Below are 22994 nucleotides of genomic sequence, written 5' to 3' on the forward strand. Positions count from 1 at the left end.
CATGGCCTACTTCGAATATCAAAACATCTTCACGCAGGTCCAGGTCCAGGGCGAGCCCGAGATGGGCATGGAGTTGAAGGAAAACGTTCTCGGCGGCGGTCGCACCGATGGCACGACCTTCTCCAAACTCCTGGGTTGGGTCGGCAACGCCCAGCTTGGCCCGATCTACCTGGGCTGGGCCGGCCTTACCAGCCTTGCCACCGGCTTTACCTGGTTCTTCATCGTGGGCCTCAACATGCTGGCGCAAGTCGGCTGGTCGATCCCCGAATTCCTGCGTCAGCTGTTCTGGCTGGCCCTTGAACCGCCGGGGCCGGAATGGGGCCTCAGATTCCCGCCGCTCAATGACGGGGGCTGGTACATCATCGCGAGCTTTTTCCTGCTCGTTTCGGTGATGGCATGGTGGGTGCGCACCTATCTGCTGGCCACCCAGCACAAGATGGGCAAGCACATCGCCTGGGCTTTCCTTGCCGCGATCTGGCTGTTCCTTGTCCTTGGCCTGTTCCGCCCCATCCTGATGGGATCCTGGAGCGAGGCGGTGCCCTATGGCATCTTCCCGCACCTCGACTGGACCACGGCCTTCTCGATCCGCTACGGGAACCTCTACTACAACCCGTTCCACGCCCTTTCGATCGTGTTCCTTTATGGCTCTGTCCTGCTCTTCGCGATGCACGGCGGCACCATCATGGCCGTGACCCGCTATGGCGGCGACCGGGAGTTGGAGCAGATCGTCGACCGTGGCACGGCTTCCGAGCGGGCGGCGCTGTTCTGGCGCTGGACGATGGGCTTCAATGCCACGATGGAGGGGATTCACCGGTGGGCCTGGTGGTTCGCGGTCCTGACCCCGATCACCGGCGGTATTGGCATCCTTCTCACCGGGACCGTCGTGGACAACTGGTTCATCTGGGCCCAGGAACACAACTTCGCCCCCGAGTATCTGGGTGCCTATGGTTACGAAGCCTACGGTACGTACAGCGACTTCGGCGGCATCGCCCCGACAGGAGAGTGAGCCATGTTTCCCAAGTGGTTTGACAACTGGAACCGGGAGAACCCCACCAATATCTTCGGCCCCGCAGTTGCTGTCGGTGTCGCGGGATCGGCGGTGTTCGTAGCAGCGATGCTCGTGACCTGGGGACAACCCTACGCAACAGACAGCATGCAGACCGGACCCCGCGGGACCGGTATGCACGTCGCCGAATTCGTCTCGGATCTCGAGGCCGGTGATCCAACGATTGCGGGGTACTTCACCTCGGAACCGGTGGTGCCGACCGCAGACTCCGAGCGGGCCGGGGACGTCATCGAAGGGGCCGAGCCGCTCTTGGCCGACCTCTCGGTGGAGAACTACAACCGGCTGATCGAGGCGATGCGGAGCTGGACGGGTATTCCCGATCTGCTCGAACCTGGTCTGGACAACTACCAGACCACGGTCGCCCGGCGGATGATCCAGATGACCCAGAATATCAACCAGAACTGGGCGGCACACGTTCAGGCGAACGCAGAGGTGGGTGTAACCTGTTACTCCTGCCACCGCGGGATGCCGGTGCCGAACAACATCTGGTATCGGGTCAGCCCCGTGAACGAAAACGTTGCGGGCTGGAGCGCCAACCAGAACCGGGTCACGATGGCGTCGAACTTCACGTCGCTGCCCTCGGACTATCTCGAGCACTACCTGATCGAGAACGAGGAAGGCTTCTACAACGACATCAACGTCCACGATCTGGCCAGCCGTGTGCAGCAGCAACCGGGCGATCCGCTGATCCAGCAGACGGAACGGACCTACGCGTTCATGAACTACATCTCGAACTCGTTGGGTGTGAACTGTACCTTCTGCCACAACACGCGGGCGTTCTACGATCCCGGCCAGGTGACCCCGCAATGGGCCACCGCGACCCTGGGCATCACCATGGTTCAGGAAATCATAGCGGAATACCTCCTGCCGCTGCAGGATGTGTTGCCCGAAGAACGCCTGGGCCCGGTCTATGCCGACATGCCGCTTGCCGCGTGCCGCACGTGCCACCAGTACGAGCAGCAGCCGCTCAATGGCCTGAACGTCATCCGCAACTGGCCCGAGCTGGCCGTCCTTGACGGTGAGCCAGACTACTCGGCCTTCGAGTGAGCCATGAGGGCCGTGTGCCATAGCAAGTTTGACCGCGGGCGGTTCACGCCGCCCGCGGATCTGAAAGACCCTTACGTCCCTTCGTGAGGTTAACTTGACCGCGGATAGGCTCAGACCCTATCCGCGGCTTTTTCGCCTTTGGCGACCCGGTTCGAGAGGACCCTGAGAATGACCGACACACCGAACACCCCTATTCTCGATCGCGTGACCTATCCGGCGGATTTGCGCCGTCTGAGTGACGCGGAATTGAAACAATGCGCCGACGAGTTGCGCGCCGAGACGATTTCCGTGGTTTCCCAAACCGGCGGCCATCTTGGATCGTCCTTGGGTGTGGTCGAATTGACGGTGGCCATTCATGCCGTGTTCAACACGCCCTATGACAAGCTGATCTGGGATGTCGGGCACCAGTGTTACCCGCACAAGATCGTCACTGGTCGGCGCGATCGGATCCGCACCCTGCGCCAGAAAGGCGGCCTGTCCGGTTTCACCAAACGCTCCGAGAGCGATTATGACCCCTTTGGCGCCGCGCATAGTTCGACCAGTATCTCGGCCGCGCTAGGCTTCACCATGGCGCGCGAACTGGGCGAAGCCACGGGGGATGCGGTGGCCGTCATCGGCGACGGGTCAATCAGTGCCGGCATGGCCTATGAGGCCCTGAACAATGCCGGCGATTACGGGCGCCGCCTTTTCGTAATTCTGAACGACAATGAAATGTCGATCGCCCCTCCGACGGGCGCCATGTCGCGCTACCTGTCGAACCTGGCCACGAACTCCCCGCTGGCCGCCCTCAAGGATATTGCAGATGGCGTGGCCCAGCACCTGCCTGAGCCATTGCGCCAGGGGGCCGAACGCGCGCGCGAGTTGGTTACGGGGCACCCGAAATCCGCGACGCTGTTCGAGCATCTGGGATTCACCTATCTGGGGCCCGTGAACGGGCACGACATGGCCGAGTTGCTCGCGGTGCTGCGCGCGGCCAAGGCCCGTGCCACGGGGCCGGTCCTGATTCATGCCGTGACGGTCAAGGGCAAAGGCTATGCCCCGGCCGAAGGTGCCGACGATTGCTACCATGGCGTTGCCAAGTTCGATGTCAAAACCGGCGAGCAGAAGAAATCGAAATCGAACGCACCCAGCTATACCGGCGTGTTTGGATCGACCCTGACCCGCATGGCCGAGACGGACTCGCGGATCGTTGGTGTTACCGCGGCCATGCCTGGCGGTACCGGGCTGAACGTGTTGCAAAAGGCCATGCCTGGGCGTGTCTTTGACGTCGGCATTGCGGAACAGCATGCCGTGACCTTCTGCGGCGGTCTTGCCGCCGGGGGTCTCAAACCGTTCTGCGCGATCTACTCCAGTTTCCTGCAACGCGGATACGATCAGATCGTTCACGACGTGGCCCTGCAGAACCTGCCGGTGCGCTTCATGATTGATCGCGCCGGCCTGGTCGGGGCCGATGGGCCGACCCATGCCGGGGCGTTCGACATCAGTTTCCTTGCCGCATTACCCAACATGACGGTCATGGCCTGCGCGGACGAGGCCGAACTGGTTCACATGATGGCGACGGCCGCGGCTTATGACGATGGGCCGATCGCCTTGCGCTATCCGCGGGGCGAGGGGGTCGGCGTCGATCTGCCCGACCCCGGCACCGTGCTGGAGATCGGCAAGGGTCGTCTCCTGCAAGACGGTCATGATGTTGCCTTGCTCTCCCTCGGCGCACATCTGGCCGAGGTTCAGGAGGCCGCGCGCGCCCTCGAGGCCAAGGGCATCTCGGTCACGATTGCCGATGCACGGTTCGCGAAACCACTCGATACCCAGTTGATCGACGATCTGGTTGCCAATCATGCCGCCCTAGTCACGGTGGAACAGGGGTCGATGCTCGGCTTCGGGGCGTTGGTCTTGCACCACCTTGCCGCGACCGGGCAGCTGGACGGGCGTTGCGCGGTTCGACCCATGTTCCTGCCCGATCGCTTCATCGATCAGGCCAGCCCGTCCGACATGTATGAAGATGCCGGGCTGACCGCCACCGATATCGCGGCGACCGCGCTGCAGGCGATGGGTGTGGCCACGCCGGATTTCGTCGCGCCCAAGCGCGCCTGAGCCTGCCGGAAACAGAAAAAGGGACTGCCAGAAGCAGCCCTTTTTAGTATCCACCTTGCTGTTGTCAGGCGGGATCGGCCTCGACAAAAATCTTCTCGGCGTGGTCGCGCATGTAGATCTGCAGCCAGGGCGTGAACCCATCCGGTTGTCGCGCCACATCCTCCGCCAGCGTCTCGAGCGGCTGCCAGATGGTATCCATCACCTCGTCGGGGTTGGGCTGTGGCTCGGTCCCCTGTGGCAATTGACCCACGAAGATATCGACAACCTCGTGCTCGATCAGCCCGCCGCCGACATCGGCCCGGTACTCGACCGTATCGCGATAGGTCAGGGTCACGTCATGCAACCCAAGCTCTTCAGCGAGGCGTCGGCTGGCGCAGGTCAGGCTGTCTTCACCCCAGAACGGATGTGTGCAGCAGGTATTCGCCCAAAGCCCCGGCGTATGGTACTTGCCCATCGCGCGCCGCTGCAGCAACACGCGCCCCTCGCGCAGAAGGAACACGGAAATCGCCTTGTGACGCAGCCCTTTGACATGCGCTTCGAGCTTTTCGACGGGTGTCAGGCGGCCATCCACCCAGGTGGGAATGTCGATTGTCATATGCGTGTCGCCGGAACGAGGCCGGTCAGATGGGACAGGTTCTTGAAGCCGATCTTGAGATGCGCCATCGGGCGTGCCTTGACCAGTTCCTTGTTCATATAGGCTTCGAACGTCAATTGCTGAACATCGATGTCGTGGCAAAGGCTGACGAACCGTTCGCGCCGTTCATCCGACTTGTAATAGGCATCCTGCATGGCGCCCAGCACCTTGAAGACGTTCTTGTGCTCGCGCATGAACAGTTTGCGGGCCAGTTTGAGGTCACGGATGAGGCCGGTCTGCAACTTGGCCGCCGCAGCGGTGGCGGCGCAGCGGCCGCCCGCCATCGCGTAATAGATCCCCTCACCCGAGGAGGGGGCGACGACGCCCGCTGCATCCCCGGCCAAAACCACGTCGCGGCCATTGTCCCATTCATCCAGCGGCTTGAGCGGGATGGGCGCGCCTTCGCGGCGGATCGTCTTGCAATCCTGCAGGCCCGAGGCCACGCGCAGATCGGCAGTGGCCTGTTTCACATCGACCGATTTCACCATCGACCCCATGCCGACACTGGCCGATGTGCCATGGGGAAAGACCCAGCCGTAGAAATCGGGGCTGATGCGGCCGTCATAGATCACGTCGCAGCGTTCCGGATCGTAATGTGCCCCCTTTTCGGGGGCTTCGATGATCTCGTGATAGGCGATCACATAGGGGATCTTGTCACCGCCCTTGACCTCGGTTCGGGCCACGTTCGAGCGAGCGCCATCCGCGCCAATCACGATCTTGCAGGTCAGGGCGCGATCTTCGCCCGTCGCCTTGTCACGGTAGTGGACATGGGTGCCCTCGGCATCGCGGCTGATGCGCGTATAGGTCCCGGTGATCCGGTCGGCGCCGGCCTCGGCCGCGCGGCATCGCAGGAACTCGTCGAAATGTTCGCGATCGACCATGCCGACGAACCCGTTCTCGATGGGGATGTCGACCTTGCGCCCAGAGGGCGAAATCATGCGGGCGGTGGTGATCTTGGCCACGATCTGCTCGTCGGGGATGTGAAAATCCCTGATAAGACGCGGCGGAATGGCCCCACCGCAGGGTTTGATCCGGCCAGCGCGATCCAGCAAGGCCACCTTGTGGCCCGACCGCGCAAGGTCTTCTGCCGCGGTCGCGCCCGAAGGCCCGCCCCCTACTACGACAACATCGTACATCATGGTCATTCTCCCGGTACGGCGGCCCGCGCAGGGCCGATGGCAGGGTGGCGGTCCATGACGCGCACGGCCATGTAGGCCGAGGCGAGGTACAGGACCGCTTCGAAAAGGAACACGGCGCCAAAGGCCGTTGGATCAGGCAGGAACCCCCGCATGGAATCGACCATCGCCGCACCGGCAAGCCCGCCGAAACCGGCGGCAATCGCCTGGGCCGCGCCCCAAAGGCCCATCCGGGTGCCTTCGCGCGCGTCGCGCCCTTCGCCGGCCAAGGCCATCATCGAGCCGATGGCCGCCACCGCGAACATGCCGTTGAAGAACCCCATCAACACTACCGCCGGCACCAAGGGTGCCTCGGGCCCGATCTGGCCCAGGCTGGTGATCAGCACAAGCGCCCCGGCCGAGCCGATGCACCCCGCAATCACCCAAGCCTTGAGCGACCCGAAGCGCAGAGCCGTCCCGGCCAGGCCGACGACGACCATGCCGAGGAACACCCCGCCATTCTGCGCCCCCGACAACGAGGTCGATTGCCCCGGCGTGAACTCGAACACGAGGCCCGAATAGGGTTCCAGGATCAGCTCCTGCATGAAATAGGCCGTCATGCTGAGGAACACGAAGATCGTGAACAAACGGGCCTTTCGTTCGGCCCAGACCTCTTTCATGCCTTCGAGGAAAGGAGCGGCTTCGGGCTCGGCGCGGGCGACGACCGTGCGCTCGATCCCCCACACCGCAAGGGCGGTGATGACAAAGGCAAGGCCGGTCACCGTGGCGACCACCTGCATCAGGCGCAGGGGTGTATAGGGGTCGAGGAACTGCCCCGAGACCCCGGCCGTGACCGCGATGCCGACAATCATCATCAACCAGGTGATGGTGGCCGCCGCAGGGCGACGATGGTCGGCGGTTGCCGTCGCCAGCAGCGCCAGCAAGGAAGTGCCCGACGCGCCAACCCCGACACCGATCGCGGCATAGGCAAGGATCGAGATGATCAGCCCGAGGGTGAAACTGCTTTCCATCATCACCACGCCGTAGGCAGCGCCAAGGCCGCCGAGGGCAAGCATTCCCATGCCGCCGATGATCCAGCGGGTCCGGCGGCCCCCCGTATCGGACTTGTAGCCCCATTGCGGGCGGGTAATCTGGATTCCGTAATGCAAGGCGACCAGCAGACCGGGCAGTACGGCCGGCAAGGCCAGTTCGACGACCATCAGCCTGTTGAGGGTCGAGGTCGTGAGAACCACGATGGCGCCCAGGGCCATCTGTACAAGGCCAAGTCGGACAATCTGCACCCAGGTCAGGGTCATGGCGCGACCTCGAGCGTACGGATGGCAAAGGCCGTGACCATCATGCCCAGCACGTAGAGCGTGACACCCGTGCCGTTATACCAGGGCGCTTTGGCCTTGGGGTCGCGCAGCATGACGCTCATGGCATAGAACTGCAGGATCAGCGACACGACAATGGCCAGCCCGTACCAGGGACGATCCCACGCAAACAGCAGGCCGATCACGATGATCTGCGGCACCGCCATGACCACGCAGGCCAGTTTCGCCGCACGTTCGGGGCCAAGCGTGACGGGAAGGGAGTTGACGCCCATCTGGCGATCCCCCTCCAGTGCCTTGAAGTCATTGAGTGTCATGATCCCGTGGGCGCCGATGCCATAGAGCAGGGCAACGATCACGACGGGCCAGGCTGGCGCACCGGCAGACAGGACGGCCGCGCCGGTGAACCAGGGCAGCGACTCGTAGGACAGGCCGACAAGGCCGGGCCCCCACCAGCCCGATTTCTTCAGGCGAACCGGTTCGGCCGAATAGGCCCAGGCCGCAAGAACGGCGACGACCGTCGCGCCCCAGCCCCAAGGCCCAAGCGCCAGACCGATCAGCAGCGCCAGACCCGACATGGCGAGGGCGATCCACAGGCCCCATCGGCCGGGTATACGGCCCGACGGGATGGGGCGGTCAGGTTCGTTGATGGCATCGACATGCCTGTCGCACCAGTCGTTCGCCGCCTGGCTCATGCCGCAGACAACGGGCCCGGCCAGCACGACCCCCAGCCCCAGGGCCAACCAGTGACCTGAGGGCGCAACGCCGGCGCTGATGGCGCCGCACAGATAGGCCCACATGGGCGGGAACCATGTAATGGGTTTCAAGAGCGTCAGAACGGCCCTTGGTTCGGGCAGTTTGCGCGGCTGCGTCGGGGTGAGGTCGGTCGTTACACTCATGACTGTCAGGATAAGTTGACAGTATGCGAATCGGCAAGTGTAAAATACGCCTGACGCCATATGTCTCAGGCATGCCAAGGGGGTCGCGGCAAACCCGGCATCAAGCCCATTGAATTATGGGGTTGGCGTTCAGCCGCCGTTCTTGTGCAAAAGGCCGTACTTACGCAGCTTGACGTAGAGCGACTGACGCGACAGGCCCAGCATTTCGGCCGCAGCGACACGGTTGTTGTCAGTCAACTCGACGGCCGTTTCGATGCACATCTTCTCCACCACATCGGTCGTTGCCGACACGATATCCTTGAGCGGGGCCGACCCGACAAGGTCCATCACATTGCGCATTGCATCATCCGACATCGGGGCCGGGCTGGGCTGGGTCGGGCCGCCCGGTTCGCGGACGACTTCCATCCGCGAGGTGTCGCGAATCACGAAGCCAAAGCCATTCATGCCGCCACCGGCCAGATGTGTCGCGGACACCTCGACCGAAAGCTGACTGCCGTAGGCGCCTTCGAAACGGGTGGAATAGAGCCGCATCTTGCCATGCCGCGCCGCATTTTCGATCAACACCTTGAGATCGACACTGCCCCGCAAGAGGTAGTCGCCGAGGGACTTGCCCTTGACGTCGGCCAGTTGCCCTGCATCGCAGAGCCCGAGAAACGCCTCGTTCGCCGAACGGATGACCCCATGGTTGTCAGTGAAGACGACGGCATCCGGGCCGTCACGATACATCCCTGTCAGGGTTTGTGTCAGCTCGGCCGCAACGCTTTCCTGTGACCCGGCCACTTCCATGCGGCACAGCAGGGTCTTTTCACCGGCAGCACGGAACACGGTCGGGTAAATGGCGACCTCGACCTTTCCGCGGCGGGTCTTGGCCGTGGTCGAACCCGCGGCCTCGTCGCCGGCGGCATTCACCAGTTCCTCAAGGAATTCGCCCCGGCGTCGTCCGTCAAATTCCTGCGTGAAGGCCGACCCGGTCAGCGCATCCGCCTCAGCGCCAAGGATCTGCGCCGCAACCGTATTCAGATCGAGGACCCGGCCCGATGCCACATCGACAAGGACAAGTGCATCGCGAACGGCCTCCATCACGACGCGGTAGCGCGTTTCGTAATCGCGATGGCTTTCATAGTCTTTTTCGAGGGCGAGCTGCGCCTTGACCAGGCGATGCTGCAACTCGGCAATCGGGCGCAGGTCGCGGCCCAGCATCAGGATGATGTCGGGGTTGCCCGTTTTGTGGATGGTGTAGCGGATCGGGAATTCCCAATTCGCGTTGTCGAAGTGGTTCACCTCGATCGCATCGACCTTGGGCTTTTTCCCTTCGCGATACGCGGTCAGTTGCGCCTCGAGCTTGCCGAGGCTGTCTTCTGCGGTGAACTCGCGAATGTCGCGGTCTTTCCAATGATCAAGTTGGCCAAGCGACGGATTCAAGGGGTTGGTGACCACCGACTTCACGGTGCCTGCGGTATCGAGAACAATGGCAAGATCAGCAGCCGTGGTGACGATCTCGTTGAATTGCTCCGGCCCGATCGGCGGGGGCGACGGGTAATCCCAGAAATCTGTTCCACGCGTATTCATGAGAAACGTTGTCCCGATACCGAGGCAAGATGCTTAGTTTTATTCGTTTGCATCCACCTCAAGAAGGGCATTGCGCCCGTTACTTTCAAGTCCGCACAGCGCCAATGCCGACGCCATGTCAGACGCCACATGGTCCACGCCCGTCAATTTTCGCAAATCGGATCTCGACTCCAGAATGGAGCCGCCAAGTACAATGGGGGTCGCGCGCACCGTGTTAATACGTATGCATTGGACCAAATCCCTTGCCGATGCAAGCGCCCTGCGCCCCGCGGCCGTGATACCGATCATTGCGTAACGCCTTTGCCGCACGGTGTTGGTGATGTCCCTGAGATGCTGGTCCACCGCAATGTCGACCGCGTAATCCATCCGCCTGAGCTGGTCTGCGCAGACGAACGCGCCCAGACTGTGATGTTCGGATCGCGGGATGATCAAAAGCACGCGCTTTTCCGCCTCATCGCCGGTTCGGGGCGCGGGGTCTGCCTGGGGCTTGTCGGGGATCGATGCACCGATGCCAAGGTGTCCGGCGCGAGTCGGGGAGCCCAGCGCGCGCACCGTTTCCTGCAGGCGGGCGCTGCCGATCGAAACCTCGGCAAAGCTGATTTCGTCATCCGCCCAGCGTTGGCCGAGGCTCCGGGCGATGGCCGGAATGATGATGTCGACGATGTCTTCGACGCTGACGCCGTTCTGGCGCAATCGCATGATCACCAGACGGCGCGGATCGTCGTGGACGTCGATGAATGCCTGGCACATCAGGTCCAGGCGGTGTTTCGGCAGGTTGGTGTTCGCGTAGGTCGTTTTTGTCATAAGGTGAATGGCGTGATGGGCAAAGCCGCGAAGGTCGCCGTCAATCATGCCGCGCCCAGCGACGACGTGCGGCGCAGCAAACGCCTCCCCGGCTGTTGTCCGGGTTATCCTTTGTCGATCATCGGGCATGTCGGTTTCAATGTGTTGGCCTCTGACCCCCCGCTTGGTGCGGTGTCTCGCATGGGGGGCAGTCGGCGAGATATTCACCCAAAGTGTCTTTCATCGTCGGCTATCTGTCAAAGGAAATTGACACAGCCACATTCCATGGGCGTCGAAACGCCCGATTTATTGCGCCAGATCAAGGTTAAAGCCAGAAAAACAAGTGTATTTTGGTTCATGATGCAGGCTTTTGCCGCATCGAAAACCACGCAGGAAAAGTGTAAGTTTTGATTGACACTATCGGGTTTACACTCCTAACTTTCAAAGACGGACCAAAGGAATCGACGGAACATGCCGAGCGACACTCTGACAGAAGCGCCGTCAAGGCAGCTTTACACGCCGGAAGAGCGTGCGCGACGGGATTCAACCGCCTGGACGACCGTGCAGGGTGTGCTGGCTCCGCTGCAGTTCCTCGTTTTCCTCGTCTCGCTCGCGCTTGTGCTGCGTTACATGCTGACAGATGTCGGATATGCGGCGGCGACGGTGTCGATCGTGATCAAGACGCTTGTCTTGCTGACGATCATGGTCACCGGTGCGATCTGGGAAAAGGTCGTCTTCGGCCAGTACCTGTTTGCCCATGCCTTCTTCTGGGAAGATGTCTTCAGCTTTGCCGTCATCGCCCTGCACCTGGCCTATGTCTGGGCGCTGTTCGCGGGGTGGCCGCATGACACCCAGATGTGGATCGCCCTGGCCGCCTATGCCGCCTATGTCGTGAACGCGGCGCAATTCCTGTGGAAGCTGCGCATGGCGCGGCTCGAGTCGGAGGGTCGCCTGTGAACCAGCCGACGCATATCGCAGGCGCAACCTGTCGCGACGCCCCCGTCCTGAAAGAGCGTGGTCAGCGCGAAGTGTTCTGTGGCCTGACCGGCATCATCTGGCTGCACCGCAAGATGCAGGATGCGTTCTTCCTCGTTGTCGGCAGCCGCACCTGCGCGCATCTGCTGCAATCGGCGGCGGGCGTCATGATCTTTGCCGAGCCGCGTTTTGGCACTGCCGTTCTGGAAGAGGGCGACCTTGCCGGTATGGCCGACGCGCATGAGGAACTCGACCGCGAGGTTGATCGCCTGCTCTCGCGCCGCCCGGACATCAAGCAGCTTTTCCTCGTCGGCTCTTGCCCGTCCGAAGTGATCAAGCTGGACCTGCACCGCGCCGCCGAGCGTCTGACGGTCAAGCACGCGCCGCATGTGCGGGTGCTGAACTATTCCGGCAGCGGAATCGAAACCACGTTCACCCAGGGCGAGGATGCATGCCTTGCCTCGATGGTGCCGGTTCTGCCCAAGACCGACGCGCGCGAATTGCTGCTGGTCGGCGCGCTGCCCGACGTGGTCGAGGATCAGGCCGTCGACCTGTTGACCAAGATGGGGATCGGCCCGATCCGGGTGTTGCCCGCGCATCGCTCGGCCGAAATGCCCGCCGTTGGCCCGAATACCGTCTACGCCTGCCTTCAGCCGTTCCTTGGCGACACGGCCGCTGCGCTCGACCGTCGTGGCGCGTGCATGATCCAGGCCCCGTTCCCCTTTGGCGAAGAGGGCACGACCCTGTGGCTACGCGCCATCGCCGATGAATTCGGCGTGGACGACGAAACCTTTGCCCGTGTGACCGATGCGCCGCGCGCCCGGGCCCGCACCGCTATCGCCAACGCCGCCAAGGCGCTGCAGGGCAAGAGCATCTTTTTCATGCCCGACAGCCAGCTGGAAATCCCGCTGGCGCGTTTCCTGACCCGCGAATGCGGGATGGAGGCCGTCGAGATCGGGCAGCCCTACATCCACAAGGGCCTTGTCGGCCCCGATATGGATCTGATCCCGGCCGGCCCCACGATTTCCGAAGGACAGGACGTCGACAAGCAACTCGACCGGGTGCGCGCCGCGCGTCCCGACCTGACGGTTTGCGGCCTTGGCCTTGCCAACCCGCTCGAGGCCGAAGGGCTGACCACCAAATGGGCGATCGAACTGGTCTTTACGCCTGTGCATTTCTACGAACAGGCGGGCGATCTGGCCGGTCTGTTCAGCCGCCCCGTGCGGCGCCGTGAGCTTCTGAAACTGGAGGCGGCGGAATGAAGCTGACCGTCTGGACATATGAGGGCCCGCCGCATGTCGGTGCCATGCGCGTCGCCACCGCGATGAAGGGTCTGCATTACGTGCTGCACGCTCCGCAGGGCGACACCTATGCCGACCTGCTGTTTACCATGATCGAGCGGCGCAACCACCGCCCGCCGGTCAGTTACACGACCTTTGAGGGCCGTGACCTTGGCGAAGACACGGCTGGCCTGTTCAAATCCGCCTGTCAGGATGCCTATGACCGGTACCGCCCCCAGGCGATGATCGTCGGCGCGTCCTGCACGGCCGAGCTGATCCAGGATGATCCCGGCGGTCTGGCGGAAACGATGGACATTCCCGTGCCGGTCGTCGCGCTGGAGTTGCCCAGCTACCAGCGCAAGGAAAACTTCGGCTCGGACGAGACGTTCTACCAGATCGTGCGCGCGCTGGTGCAGCCCATGGACCGCACCCCCCAGATCACGGCAAACCTGATCGGGCCGCTGGCGCTGGGCTTTCGCCACCGCGACGACATCGAAGAGGTCAAGGGCCTGCTCTACGAGATGGGGATCGGCGTCAATGTCGTGGCCCCGTTCGACGCCACGCCCAAGGATATCGCCAAGCTGGGCCAGGCGCATTTCAACGTACTGATGTACCCCGAGCACGCGGAAACCGCCGCGCGGCATCTCGAACGCACCTGCGGCCAGCCCTACACCAAGACGGTTCCGATCGGCGTCGGCGCGACCCATGATTTCGTGGCGGAAGTGGCCCATATCTGCGGTGTCGAGCCGAAAAAAGACCTCAGCCGCCTGCGCCAGCCGTGGTGGTCGAAATCGGTCGACTCCACTTACCTGACCGGCAAACGCGTGTTCCTGTTCGGCGATGCGACCCACGTCAAAACCGCCGCACGCATCGCGCGGGACGAAATGGGTTTCGAGGTTGTGGGTCTCGGCTGCTACAACCGCGAGTTCGCCCGTGACATCCGCAACCTCGCCAAGGAATATGGCGTCGCGGCGCTGATCACCGACGATTACCTCGAGGTCGAAAAGGCCATCGAGGATCTGGCGCCCGAGATGATCCTCGGCACGCAGATGGAGCGCCACATCGGCAAACGCCTCGGCATTCCCTGCGCCGTGATCTCGGCCCCCGTCCATGTGCAGGACTTCCCCGCGCGCTACTCGCCCCAGATGGGTTGGGAAGGTGCGAACGTGATCTTCGACACCTGGATCCATCCGCTGGTGATGGGTCTCGAGGAACACCTGCTGCACATGTTCCGCGAGGATTTCGAATTCCATGACGAAGCCGGCGCCAGCCACCACGGCGGCCACGCGCCGAAACCCTTGTCCGAGGCGCCGGTGTCCGACCTTGTTGCCACCGAACCCGAGGTTCCGGCGGAAACGGGCGGTGATGTCATGGTCTGGCTGGCCGATGCCGAGCGAGAGTTGAAGAAAATCCCGTTCTTCGTGCGCGGCAAGGCCCGTCGCAACACCGAAAAATTCGCCGCCGAACGTGGCGTTTCCGAGATCAGCATCGACACTTTGTATGAGGCTAAGGCACATTTTGCGCGGTGATAGTGACCATATCCCCGGCTACCGGGTCGTGATCGTCACGCTGGACGCCCATGCGGCAGGCCCTGCCGCGCGGGTTAGTGACCGATTGGGCAAGGAGTTCCCGGGTCTCAACGTCTCGGTTCACGCAAGTGCCGAGTGGGCGGAAAACCCCGAAGCGCTGGAAGAGGCAAAGATCGCCATCAAGCATGGCGACATCATCGTCGCCAACCTGCTGTTCATCGAGGAACATATCCGGGCAATCCTGCCCGATCTGCAGGCGCGCCGCGATCACTGCGATGCGATGATCGGCATCATCTCGGCCAAGGAAGTGGTTCAATTGACCCGCATGGGCGATCTGGACATGACCAAACCGGCCAGCGGGCCGATGAAGCTGTTGAAAAAGCTGCGCGGCTCGAAAGAGGGCAGCAACGGCGCCCCCAGCGGATCCGGCGAAAAGCAGATGAAGATGCTGCGTCGCCTGCCGAAGATCCTGAAATTCATTCCGGGCAAGGCACAAGACGTGCGCGCCTGGTTCCTGACGATGCAATACTGGCTGGGCGGGTCTGACGACAATGTCGAACAGATGGTCCGGTTCCTGGTCGGCCGTTATGCCACCGATCGCGACTTTGCCGGGGCAGACGCCGCCGCGCCAATCGACTACCCCGAGGTGGGCCTTTACCACCCCGATCTTCCGGATCATCACATCACCACGGATTTGGCGGATCTTCCGCAACCCGAAAACCCGGTCGGCACCGTCGGCCTGTTGATGATGCGCTCCTACATCCTGGCCAGTGACACCGCACATTATGATGCCGTGATCCGCCGGATGCAGAAATCGGGGCTGGCCGTGATCCCCGCCTTTGCCGGTGGCCTCGACGGGCGGCCTGCGATCTCCGCCTATTTCGACAAGGGTCGCATCGACGCCTTGGTGTCCCTGACAGGGTTCAGCCTGATCGGTGGCCCAGCCTATAACGACAGTGCAGCCGCGGTCGAGGTGCTGAAAGACCTGGATGTGCCCTACATCGCGGCGCACCCGATCGAGTTTCAGACGCTCGGCCAGTGGTCGTCGTCCAATGGCGGGCTCGGCCCGGTCGAGACCACCATGCTGGTCGCCTTGCCGGAAATCGACGGCGCCACCAACCCCACGGTGTTCGGCGGGCGTCATGGCGTCGATGGCTGCCAGGGCTGCTCGCTGGCCTGCGCATGCCGATCCGATACGCGGGCGATGGCCCCCTGCACCGAACGGGTCACATCTCTGGTGGAAAAGACCCGCCGCCTTGCCATGTTGCGGCGCAAGCAGAACGCGGAAAAGAAGGTGGGGATCGTCCTGTTCGGCTTTCCGCCCAATGCCGGGGCCATCGGCACCGCCGCCTATCTCAGCGTCTTTGAAAGCCTGCACAACACGCTCAAGCAGATGAAAGCCGACGGTTACGACGTGGAGGTTCCCGCCACCGTCGATGACCTGCGCCGCGCCGTGCTGGAGGGTAACGCCAAACAATACGGGCAAGAGGCCAACGTCGCCGCCCATGTCGATGCCGACACCATCGTGCGCACGACCCCGCCGCTGAAAGCCATCGAAAGCGTCTGGGGCCCCGCACCGGGCAAGATCCAGTCGGATGGCCGCGGTGTCTTCGTGCTGGGGGCGCAGCTGGGCAAGGTTTTCGTGGGGGTGCAGCCGACCTTCGGGTACGAGGGCGACCCGATGCGCCTGTTGTTCGAACATGGTTTCGCGCCGACCCATGCCTTCACCACCTTCTACCTGTGGCTCAGGAACACCTTCGGCGCAGATGTCCTGCTGCATTTCGGCATGCATGGCGCGCTGGAGTTCATGCCCGGCAAGCAGGCCGGTCTTGGCGCGCGCGACTGGCCCGACCGCCTGATCGGCGAGATGCCGAATGTCTATCTCTATGCCTCGAACAACCCGTCCGAGGCGACCTTGGCCAAGCGTCGCTCGAATGCGGTGACCATCACACACCTGACCCCGCCGCTGGCGGCGTCCGGTCTCTACAAGGGGCTTTCGGAACTGAAGGACAGCCTGACGCGCTGGCGTGCGCTGTCGCCCGACGCGCCCGAGCGCCAGGATTTGGCCGAGTTGATCGAGGCGCAGGCCGAGGCCGTCGACCTGACCGAACGCGACCCCGACAAGCTGTGGCTGACGCTACTGGAAACCGAGGATGCGCTGATCCCCGATGGTCTGCATGTCGTGGGACGCCCCATCGCCGAGGCCGAGTTGCAGGAACACCTGCGGGTGATGGCCGAGACAGACCCTGAAACGCGCAACAGGGTCGAAAACCTGCTGAGGCAGGAGACCGAATTGGGCGCGCTGATGCGCGCGCTCTCCGGCCGTTATATCGAGCCTGTTCCCGGCGGCGATCTGATCCGCTCGCCCGAGGTTCTGCCGACGGGCCGCAATATCCATGCGTTCGACCCGTTCCGCATGCCAACGGCCTTTGCGCTGCAGGACGGTGCGAAACAGGCCCAGAAACTGATCGAGGCGGCCGGTGAAATGCCCCGGTCTGTCGCGCTGGTTCTATGGGGCTCGGACAATATCAAATCCGATGGCGGCCCGATCAGCCAGGCGCTGGCCCTGATGGGCGCGACGCCGCGTTTCGATGGTTACGGTCGTCTCTGCGGGGCCGATCTGATCCCGTTGGAGGAGCTCGGCCGCCCGCGCATCGACGTGGTGATGACGCTGTCGGGCATCTTCCGCGACCTGCTGCCGCTCCAGACCCGGATGCTGGCGGAAGCCGCCTACAAGGCGGCCACCGCCGAGGAACCGGCCGAAATGAACTTCGTCCGGGCGCATGCGCTGGATTACATGCAGAAAATGGGCGTCGAGATGGAAGAGGCCGCGCTGCGTGTCTTTTCCAATGCCGAAGGGGCCTATGGATCGAACGTCAATGCCCTGATCGACAGCGGCGCCTGGGGCGAGGAAGACGAACTTGCCGATGCCTACGAGGCGCGCAAGAGTTTCGCCTATGGCATGGATGGCAAGGCGCGCAAGAATGCGGGTCTTTTGCAGAACGCCCTGAAAGACGTGGATCTGGCGTATCAGAACCTCGAGTCGGTCGAGTTGGGTGTCACCACGGTGGACCACTATTTCGACACGCTCGGCGGCATTTCGCGCGCAGTGAAACGCGCCAAGGGCAAGGATGCCCCGGTGTTCATCGGCGACCAGACCCGTGGCGAGGGCAAGGTGCGCACCCTGCAGGAGCAGGTGGCGCTGGAAACCCGTTCGCGCAGCCTGAACCCCAAATGGTTCGAGGGCCTGCTCAAGCACGGTCACGAGGGCGTGCGCCAGATCGAGGCGCAGGTCACCAACACGCTGGGATGGTCTGCCACGACGGGGCAGGTCGACCCTTGGGTCTACCAGCGCCTGAGCGAGACATTCGTTCTCGACGAAGACATGCGTCGGCGGTTGGCGGAGTTGAATCCGCAAGCCTCGGTGCGCATGGCCAACCGCCTGCTCGAGGCGTTCGAGCGCAACTACTGGCAACCCGACGAGGCTACGCTCGCCGCCCTTCAGGCCGGCGCGGACGAGCTCGAGGATACCCTCGAAGGCCTCACCCCCGGAATGGCCGCGGAATGACAGAGGAGACGACCGGATGAGCCCCCTCGATACCAGAACCCCCCCGCCGCCCGCGCCAATGCGCGCGAGGCCGAGGGCCTTGCGAAACGCGGCCTTGGCGCGCCGCCCGTCCTGAACAAGGGCGAGGATGGCGAAGGCTCGGTGCAGGTGCATCAGGACGCCAGCATGAAGATCGAGGGTGCGACGGTGTTCTCGGTCTACGGCAAGGGCGGGATCGGCAAATCGACGACCAGCTCGAACCTGTCGGCGGCGTTTTCCAAGCTGGGCAAGCGCGTGCTGCAGATCGGCTGCGACCCCAAGCATGACAGCACCTTCACCCTGACCGGCCATTTGCAGCCGACGGTGATCGACATTCTGAAAGAGGTCGATTTCCACGCCGAGGAACTGCGCCCCGAGGATTTCGTGACCGAAGGGTATAATGGCGTCATGTGCATCGAGGCCGGCGGCCCGCCCGCCGGCACCGGATGTGGCGGCTATGTCGTGGGCCAGACGGTCAAGCTGCTGAAACAGCACCACCTGCTGGAAGACACCGATGTTGTGATCTTCGACGTTTTGGGCGACGTCGTCTGCGGTGGCTTTGCCGCGCCGCTGCAGCATGCCGACCGCGCCGTGATCGTCACGGCCAACGATTTCGACAGCATCTATGCGATGAACCGGATCATCGCCGCGGTTCAGGCCAAGTCCAAGAACTACAACGTGCGCCTGGCCGGTTGCGTCGCCAACCGCTCGCGCGAGACGGACGAGGTCGATCGCTACTGCGAAGAGGTCGGCTTCAAGCGCATCGCGCATATGCCCGATGTCGATGCGATCCGCCGGTCGCGCCTGAAGAAGAAGACGCTGTTCGAAATGCCCGATGACGAGGATATCGTGCAGTGCCGCGCCGAATACATCCGTCTGGCCGAGCTGCTTTATGCGGGCACCGACCCGTTGGCCCCCGCGCCGATGGAAGACCGCGATATCTTCGAGTTGCTGGGGTTCGATTGATGGTGGCGACGCCGACATATGGCGCCACGCGCGACCGGGTCGAACACTATTTCGACCGTACCGCGACCCAGACATGGGAGCGATTGACCTCTGACGCGCCGGTTTCCGGCATCCGTCAGACGGTGCGCGAAGGACGCGACCGGATGCGCGCGATCATGCTGTCGCGCCTGCCCGAGGATCTGACCGGCAAGCGCGTTCTGGATGCCGGGTGCGGGACCGGTGCGATGACCGAGGAACTGGCCCGTCGCGGGGCCGAGGTCGTCGCCATCGACATTTCGCCGGCCCTGGTCGACATCGCGGCCAAACGTTTGCCGCCCGAACTGGCCGATCAGGTGACGTTCACATCGGGCGACATGCTGTCGGCCGATCTGGGGTCGTTCGACCATGTGATGGCGATGGACTCGATGATCTACTACACCGCCGACGATCTGGGGCAGGCGTTGGCCAACCTGTGTCCGCGAGTTCGCTCCTCGATTGTGTTCACGGTCGCACCGCGCACGCCGTTCCTGATGGCGTTCTGGGGGGTTGGCAAACTTTTCCCGCGGTCCGACCGCTCGCCGACGATGATCCCCCATGCTCCGGCCAAGCTGGCACGCATGGCATCGCGGCACGGGGCCAGCGGCACCATGACCGAGGTCGAACGCGTCAGCCGCGGCTTCTATATCTCCACCTGCTTGGAGTATGCACGATGAGCGCGCTGAAACGCCTGTCCATCAAGTATCTCCCCTTCGCCGATGCCGCCTCGGACGCGTTGCCGCTCAGCCAGCTGTTGCGGCTGTCGCTGTTCCAGGTGTCGGTCGGCATGGCTGGCGTGATGCTCTTGGGCACGCTGAACCGTGTCATGATCGTCGAGTTGCAGGTGCCCGCCTTTCTCGTGGCGGTCATGGTGGCCTTGCCGGTCCTGATCGCGCCGTTCCGCGCGCTGCTTGGGTTCAAGTCGGACACGTATAAATCCGCCATCGGGTGGAAGCGCATTCCCTACCTGTGGTTCGGCACGCTGTGGCAGTTCGGTGGTTTGGCGATCATGCCCGCGGCGCTGTTGGTTCTGTCTGGCGAAACGGCCAATGTCGCCTATGACGTGCCCTTCGCCGGCGAGATACTGGCCGGGATCGCCTTTGTCATGACTGGTCTGGGCATGCACATGACCCAGACCGCGGGTCTGGCGCTGGCCGCCGATCGCGCCACGGACGAGACGCGCCCGCGCGTCGTTGCGTTGCTCTATGTCATGCTGTTGGCGGGCATGGCGGTGTCGTCCATCGTCATCGGTTTCCTTCTGCGCGATTTCAACGGATTGGAACTGATCCAAGTGGTGCAGGGTACGGCCGTTGCCACCCTGGTTCTGAACGTGATCGCCCTGTGGAAACAAGAGCGCGTGCGTCCGATGTCAAAGGCCGAGCGCGAGGCCGACAGCCCCACGTTCCGCGACGCATGGGCCGATTACGCCTCGGGCGGGTCTGCTGGCCGTCTGCTGGCTGTCGTCTTTCTCGGCACGATGGCCTTCAACATGCAGGATGTTCTGCTCGAGCCCTATGGCGGCGAGATCCTGGGCCTCTCGGTGTCGTCGACGACCTTGCTGACGGCGACCTGGGCCGTGGGTGCCTTGATCGGCTTTGCCCTGGCCGCGAAATGGCTGGCAGACGGCATCAATCCCTACCGCATGGCCGGGCGCGGTGTCCTCGCCGGGGTCGCGGCGTTCTGTGCGGTCATCTTCTCCAACCCGATGGACTCGGCCACGCTGTTCTTTGTGGGGGCCAGCCTGATCGGTTTTGGCGGCGGCCTCTTCTCGGTCGCGACGCTGACGGCTGCGATGACCATGCCGACCAACGGCATGGCGGGCCGCGGCCTTGCCCTGGGTGCCTGGGGCGCCGCGCAGGCAACGGCGGCCGGCCTCTCGACCGCCATTGGCGGCGGTGTCCGCGATACCATCAACCAGGTCGCGATCAGCGGCGGTCTGGGCGAGGCCCTGAACAACCCGGCGACCGGCTATTCGGTCGTCTATCACTTCGAGATTCTACTCTTGTTCGCAACGCTCGTGGCGCTTGGTCCGCTTGTCCGAACCGTCACGAACTCCACCCGCGGGGAGGCCGGCAAGATCGGGCTCGCCGACCTGCCCACTTGAACCGCCGAAAGGAAAGGAAAGTCCAATGGAAGCTGTATTCTTCGGCAACTTCGATCTGGCGAGCCTGTCGATCTGGCTCTTCTGGATCTTCTTCGCCCTGCTGATCTACTATCTGCAGACCGAAAACATGCGCGAGGGTTACCCCCTCGAGAACGAGGACGGCACCGCCGCCCCCAACCAGGGCCCGTTCCCCGTTCCCAATGCCAAGACCTTCATTCTGCCGCATGGCCGCGGCGAGGTCGTGATGCCCTCGCCCGAGAACGAAGCCGCACACCGCCGTCAGGATCTGGCGATGGAACGCACGGCTGCCGTCAACGGCTTTCCCTATGAACCCACCGGCGACCCGATGGCCGATGGTGTGGGGCCGGCCGCATGGGCACCACGCGCCGACGTTCCCGAACTGGACGGTCACGGCCATCCCAAGATTGTCCCGATGGGTCAGACCGAGGCCTACCGCGTGTCGGCCGGGTTCGATCCGCGCGGCCTGCCCCTGGTGGCCGGTGACGGTGAAACGGTTGGCACCGTGACCGACATGTGGGTGGACGCCCCGGAAAGCCTGGTGCGCTACCTCGAGGTCGAACTGGACGAGGCCCATGGCGGCGGCAGCCGTCTGATCCCGATCCACTTCTGCCGGATCTGGCCCAGCAAGGTGAAGGTCTATGCCGTCTACGGCAAGCATTTCGCCGGCGTTCCGACGATCAAGTCGCCCAATCAGGTGACCAAGCTCGAGGAAGAAAAGATCTCGACCTACTACGGCGGCGGCACGCTCTATGCCTCACAAGACCGGGTGGACCCGCTGCTCTGACGCAACGGACGCCTGACATCGACCGGAAGGAGAAAACCCCATGTCCCACGACGACTTTCAGACCGAGCCCGTCCGTGGTCTTCCCGAAAACCTGCCAGAGGGGGAACACATCCTCTGGCAAGGCCAGCCCGACTGGTGGGCCCTGACCAAAGAGTCCCTCAGCTTCTGGTGGGTCGCGGGGTATTTCTTCTTCCTGTTCGCCTGGCGCACCATCAGCGGGGCCGCCACCGAAAGCTGGATCGACAGCGCAACGGCGGCCTCGTTCTTTCTGGTCCTGGGCGGGTTCGTGTGCCTGCTCCTGATCATCATGGGCCTGATCCAGGCCAAGACGACCATGTACACCGTCACGAACAAGCGCGTGGCGATGCGCATCGGCGCCGCCCTTACGGTGACGCTGAACCTGCCGTTCCGGCAGGTGGCCAACGCCAGCCTCGGCTTGCGGCGCAACGGCACCGGCACGATCGCGCTGGAACTGAAAGAAGACAGCGGGTTCCGCCCCTCCTACCTCAATACCTGGCCCCATGTCCGCCCGTGGAAGATGAAGGATACGCAGCCCGCGCTGCGCTGCATCCCCGAGGCGCAGAAGGTCGCCCAGATTCTGTCCGAAGCGGCGGAAACGGCCGTGTCGCATCCGGTGGTCGAGATCGCCACCGACACCCAGCACGGCGGGGGCCAAAACCCCGTCGCGGCCGAATAAGGGGGGCTGATCCATGGCAACGACCCAAGCCCGTGAAGAAGGCAAACTCGTCAAGCGTGACAAGGAAATGGTTCCCACCATCCTGGTCCGCGCAATGTTCATCCTGTGCCTGTGCGTTTTGCTGATCGTCACCTATGCACGGCTGACCGATCGCCCGCTCGAGGCCACACCACCCCCCGTCAGCGAAGTTCCCGCCGTGCAGGAACGCACGATCCGCATTTTCGGCCAGATGGACGGATCTGCGCGGGTCATGGACGTGGACGGCCATCTCATCGCCAGCTTCAGCCCCGAGGAGGGGGGCGTTTGTCGCTGGTATCTATCGCGTGCTGGAACGCGAACGCGGGGCCGTCGGCCTCACTGCATCCGAGCCGATCCGGCTGGTGCGCTTTTCAGACGGGCGCATTGGGCTTCGTGATGATTACACCGATTTCCGGGCCGAGCTTGTCGGTTTCGGGGCGGATAACGAGGCGGTCTTTGCCCGCCTGCTGGAGGAATGACC

19 protein-coding genes and 1 pseudogene are annotated in these 22994 nt (G+C 63.3%); 14 read left to right on the forward strand and 6 right to left on the reverse strand.

The genetic code is table 11. The features are described from left to right. The first annotated feature begins 1 nt into the window (after nucleotide 1). The 3 genes from pufM (at nucleotide 2) to dxs (ending at nucleotide 4207) form a co-directional block, all read left to right on the forward strand. Nucleotides 2-1006: a photosynthetic reaction center subunit M gene (pufM, locus tag ROSELON_RS05105; protein WP_025311353.1), complete on the forward strand. Its 1005-nt coding sequence runs from the start codon at nucleotides 2-4 to the stop codon at nucleotides 1004-1006. Nucleotides 1007-1009: 3 nt separating this feature from the next. Continuing rightward, nucleotides 1010-2113 carry a photosynthetic reaction center cytochrome PufC gene (pufC, locus tag ROSELON_RS05110; RefSeq protein ID WP_025311354.1) on the forward strand — a complete coding sequence of 368 codons (1104 nt, stop codon included), beginning with the start codon at nucleotides 1010-1012 and terminating at the stop codon, nucleotides 2111-2113. A 168-nt stretch (nucleotides 2114-2281) separates the two neighbouring features. Further along, complete coding sequence (gene dxs, locus ROSELON_RS05115) at nucleotides 2282-4207, forward strand: 1-deoxy-D-xylulose-5-phosphate synthase (RefSeq protein ID WP_025311355.1); 1926 nt, start codon at nucleotides 2282-2284, stop codon at nucleotides 4205-4207. A 64-nt stretch (nucleotides 4208-4271) separates the two neighbouring features. Here dxs and idi read toward each other — a convergent pair whose 3' ends face one another. The 6 genes from idi to ROSELON_RS05145 form a co-directional block, all read right to left on the reverse strand. Then, nucleotides 4272-4802, reverse strand: a complete 531-nt coding sequence (gene idi / locus ROSELON_RS05120; protein WP_025311356.1) for an isopentenyl-diphosphate Delta-isomerase — start codon at nucleotides 4800-4802, stop codon at nucleotides 4272-4274. Continuing rightward, a complete protein-coding gene (locus tag ROSELON_RS05125) occupies nucleotides 4799-5980 on the reverse strand; it encodes a geranylgeranyl diphosphate reductase (protein WP_038650960.1) in 1182 nt (393 codons plus the stop codon). The genes idi and ROSELON_RS05125 overlap by 4 nt, the downstream gene beginning before the upstream one ends. Nucleotides 5981-5982: 2 nt before the next feature. Continuing rightward, a complete protein-coding gene (locus tag ROSELON_RS05130; protein WP_025311358.1) occupies nucleotides 5983-7272 on the reverse strand; it encodes a BCD family MFS transporter in 1290 nt (429 codons plus the stop codon). Next, nucleotides 7269-8186, reverse strand: coding sequence for a chlorophyll synthase ChlG (gene chlG / locus ROSELON_RS05135; protein ID WP_025311359.1), 918 nt, complete (start codon nucleotides 8184-8186; stop codon nucleotides 7269-7271). The genes ROSELON_RS05130 and chlG overlap by 4 nt, the downstream gene beginning before the upstream one ends. Before the next feature lie 129 nt (nucleotides 8187-8315). Beyond that, nucleotides 8316-9755, reverse strand: coding sequence for a transcriptional regulator PpsR (ppsR, locus tag ROSELON_RS05140; RefSeq protein WP_025311360.1), 1440 nt, complete (start codon nucleotides 9753-9755; stop codon nucleotides 8316-8318). Nucleotides 9756-9794: 39 nt separating this feature from the next. Then, on the reverse strand, nucleotides 9795-10688 hold the full coding sequence (locus tag ROSELON_RS05145; RefSeq protein WP_084613663.1) for a cobalamin-dependent protein: 894 nt from the start codon (nucleotides 10686-10688) through the stop codon (nucleotides 9795-9797). A 135-nt stretch (nucleotides 10689-10823) separates the two neighbouring features. On the opposite strand from ROSELON_RS05145, the gene ROSELON_RS18925 reads away from it, so the two are divergent. The 11 genes and pseudogenes from ROSELON_RS18925 (at nucleotide 10824) to puhC (ending at nucleotide 22992) form a co-directional block, all read left to right on the forward strand. Further along, the gene (locus tag ROSELON_RS18925) at nucleotides 10824-10949 is read left to right on the forward strand and encodes a hypothetical protein (protein ID WP_281172854.1); all 126 of its coding nucleotides are present in this window, start codon (nucleotides 10824-10826) and stop codon (nucleotides 10947-10949) included. Between the two features lie 60 nt (nucleotides 10950-11009). Then, nucleotides 11010-11495 carry a 2-vinyl bacteriochlorophyllide hydratase gene (gene bchF, locus ROSELON_RS05150; RefSeq protein ID WP_025311362.1) on the forward strand — a complete coding sequence of 162 codons (486 nt, stop codon included), beginning with the start codon at nucleotides 11010-11012 and terminating at the stop codon, nucleotides 11493-11495. Further along, the gene (locus ROSELON_RS05155) at nucleotides 11492-12775 is read left to right on the forward strand and encodes a ferredoxin:protochlorophyllide reductase (ATP-dependent) subunit N (protein WP_025311363.1); all 1284 of its coding nucleotides are present in this window, start codon (nucleotides 11492-11494) and stop codon (nucleotides 12773-12775) included. The genes bchF and ROSELON_RS05155 overlap by 4 nt, the downstream gene beginning before the upstream one ends. Next, a complete protein-coding gene (gene bchB / locus ROSELON_RS05160) occupies nucleotides 12772-14322 on the forward strand; it encodes a ferredoxin:protochlorophyllide reductase (ATP-dependent) subunit B (protein ID WP_025311364.1) in 1551 nt (516 codons plus the stop codon). The genes ROSELON_RS05155 and bchB overlap by 4 nt, the downstream gene beginning before the upstream one ends. Next, complete coding sequence (locus ROSELON_RS05165) at nucleotides 14294-17890, forward strand: magnesium chelatase subunit H (RefSeq protein WP_156945831.1); 3597 nt, start codon at nucleotides 14294-14296, stop codon at nucleotides 17888-17890. Before bchB ends, ROSELON_RS05165 begins: the two co-directional genes overlap by 29 nt. A 165-nt stretch (nucleotides 17891-18055) precedes the next feature. Beyond that, complete coding sequence (gene bchL / locus ROSELON_RS05170) at nucleotides 18056-18874, forward strand: ferredoxin:protochlorophyllide reductase (ATP-dependent) iron-sulfur ATP-binding protein (RefSeq protein ID WP_245605415.1); 819 nt, start codon at nucleotides 18056-18058, stop codon at nucleotides 18872-18874. Further along, nucleotides 18874-19566, forward strand: a complete 693-nt coding sequence (gene bchM, locus ROSELON_RS05175; protein ID WP_025311367.1) for a magnesium protoporphyrin IX methyltransferase — start codon at nucleotides 18874-18876, stop codon at nucleotides 19564-19566. Before bchL ends, bchM begins: the two co-directional genes overlap by 1 nt. Further along, entirely contained in the window at nucleotides 19563-20993 is a 1431-nt protein-coding gene (locus tag ROSELON_RS05180) for a PucC family protein (protein WP_025311368.1), read from the forward strand. The genes bchM and ROSELON_RS05180 overlap by 4 nt, the downstream gene beginning before the upstream one ends. 25 nt (nucleotides 20994-21018) lie before the next feature. Beyond that, complete coding sequence (puhA, locus tag ROSELON_RS05185) at nucleotides 21019-21798, forward strand: photosynthetic reaction center subunit H (protein ID WP_025311369.1); 780 nt, start codon at nucleotides 21019-21021, stop codon at nucleotides 21796-21798. 40 nt (nucleotides 21799-21838) lie between these two features. Further along, the gene (puhB, locus tag ROSELON_RS05190; RefSeq protein WP_025311370.1) at nucleotides 21839-22495 is read left to right on the forward strand and encodes a photosynthetic complex putative assembly protein PuhB; all 657 of its coding nucleotides are present in this window, start codon (nucleotides 21839-21841) and stop codon (nucleotides 22493-22495) included. A gap of 94 nt (nucleotides 22496-22589) precedes the next feature. After that, nucleotides 22590-22992: pseudogene (gene puhC, locus ROSELON_RS05195) on the forward strand (photosynthetic complex assembly protein PuhC). Nucleotides 22993-22994: the final 2 nt, after the last annotated feature.

The organism is Roseibacterium elongatum DSM 19469, assembly GCF_000590925.1.
Classification (GTDB): Bacteria; Pseudomonadota; Alphaproteobacteria; order Rhodobacterales; family Rhodobacteraceae; genus Roseibacterium; species Roseibacterium elongatum.

What these genes read in the sequence shown, in the direction of transcription:
- ROSELON_RS18925 (WP_281172854.1), top strand. Translation starts at nt 10,824, where the DNA reads ATGGGCGTCGAAACGCCCGATTTATTGCGCCAGATCAAGGTTAAAGCC.
- bchL (WP_245605415.1), top strand. Translation starts at nt 18,056, where the DNA reads ATGAAGATCGAGGGTGCGACGGTGTTCTCGGTCTACGGCAAGGGCGGG.
- chlG (WP_025311359.1), bottom strand. Translation starts at nt 8,186, where the DNA reads ATGAGTGTAACGACCGACCTCACCCCGACGCAGCCGCGCAAACTGCCC.
- ROSELON_RS05125 (WP_038650960.1), bottom strand. Translation starts at nt 5,980, where the DNA reads ATGATGTACGATGTTGTCGTAGTAGGGGGCGGGCCTTCGGGCGCGACC.
- ppsR (WP_025311360.1), bottom strand. Translation starts at nt 9,755, where the DNA reads ATGAATACGCGTGGAACAGATTTCTGGGATTACCCGTCGCCCCCGCCG.
- idi (WP_025311356.1), bottom strand. Translation starts at nt 4,802, where the DNA reads ATGACAATCGACATTCCCACCTGGGTGGATGGCCGCCTGACACCCGTC.
- bchB (WP_025311364.1), top strand. Translation starts at nt 12,772, where the DNA reads ATGAAGCTGACCGTCTGGACATATGAGGGCCCGCCGCATGTCGGTGCC.
- dxs (WP_025311355.1), top strand. Translation starts at nt 2,282, where the DNA reads ATGACCGACACACCGAACACCCCTATTCTCGATCGCGTGACCTATCCG.
- ROSELON_RS05165 (WP_156945831.1), top strand. Translation starts at nt 14,294, where the DNA reads ATGAGGCTAAGGCACATTTTGCGCGGTGATAGTGACCATATCCCCGGC.
- puhA (WP_025311369.1), top strand. Translation starts at nt 21,019, where the DNA reads ATGGAAGCTGTATTCTTCGGCAACTTCGATCTGGCGAGCCTGTCGATC.
- ROSELON_RS05130 (WP_025311358.1), bottom strand. Translation starts at nt 7,272, where the DNA reads ATGACCCTGACCTGGGTGCAGATTGTCCGACTTGGCCTTGTACAGATG.
- puhB (WP_025311370.1), top strand. Translation starts at nt 21,839, where the DNA reads ATGTCCCACGACGACTTTCAGACCGAGCCCGTCCGTGGTCTTCCCGAA.
- ROSELON_RS05180 (WP_025311368.1), top strand. Translation starts at nt 19,563, where the DNA reads ATGAGCGCGCTGAAACGCCTGTCCATCAAGTATCTCCCCTTCGCCGAT.
- bchF (WP_025311362.1), top strand. Translation starts at nt 11,010, where the DNA reads ATGCCGAGCGACACTCTGACAGAAGCGCCGTCAAGGCAGCTTTACACG.
- pufM (WP_025311353.1), top strand. Translation starts at nt 2, where the DNA reads ATGGCCTACTTCGAATATCAAAACATCTTCACGCAGGTCCAGGTCCAG.
- bchM (WP_025311367.1), top strand. Translation starts at nt 18,874, where the DNA reads ATGGTGGCGACGCCGACATATGGCGCCACGCGCGACCGGGTCGAACAC.
- ROSELON_RS05145 (WP_084613663.1), bottom strand. Translation starts at nt 10,688, where the DNA reads ATGCCCGATGATCGACAAAGGATAACCCGGACAACAGCCGGGGAGGCG.
- pufC (WP_025311354.1), top strand. Translation starts at nt 1,010, where the DNA reads ATGTTTCCCAAGTGGTTTGACAACTGGAACCGGGAGAACCCCACCAAT.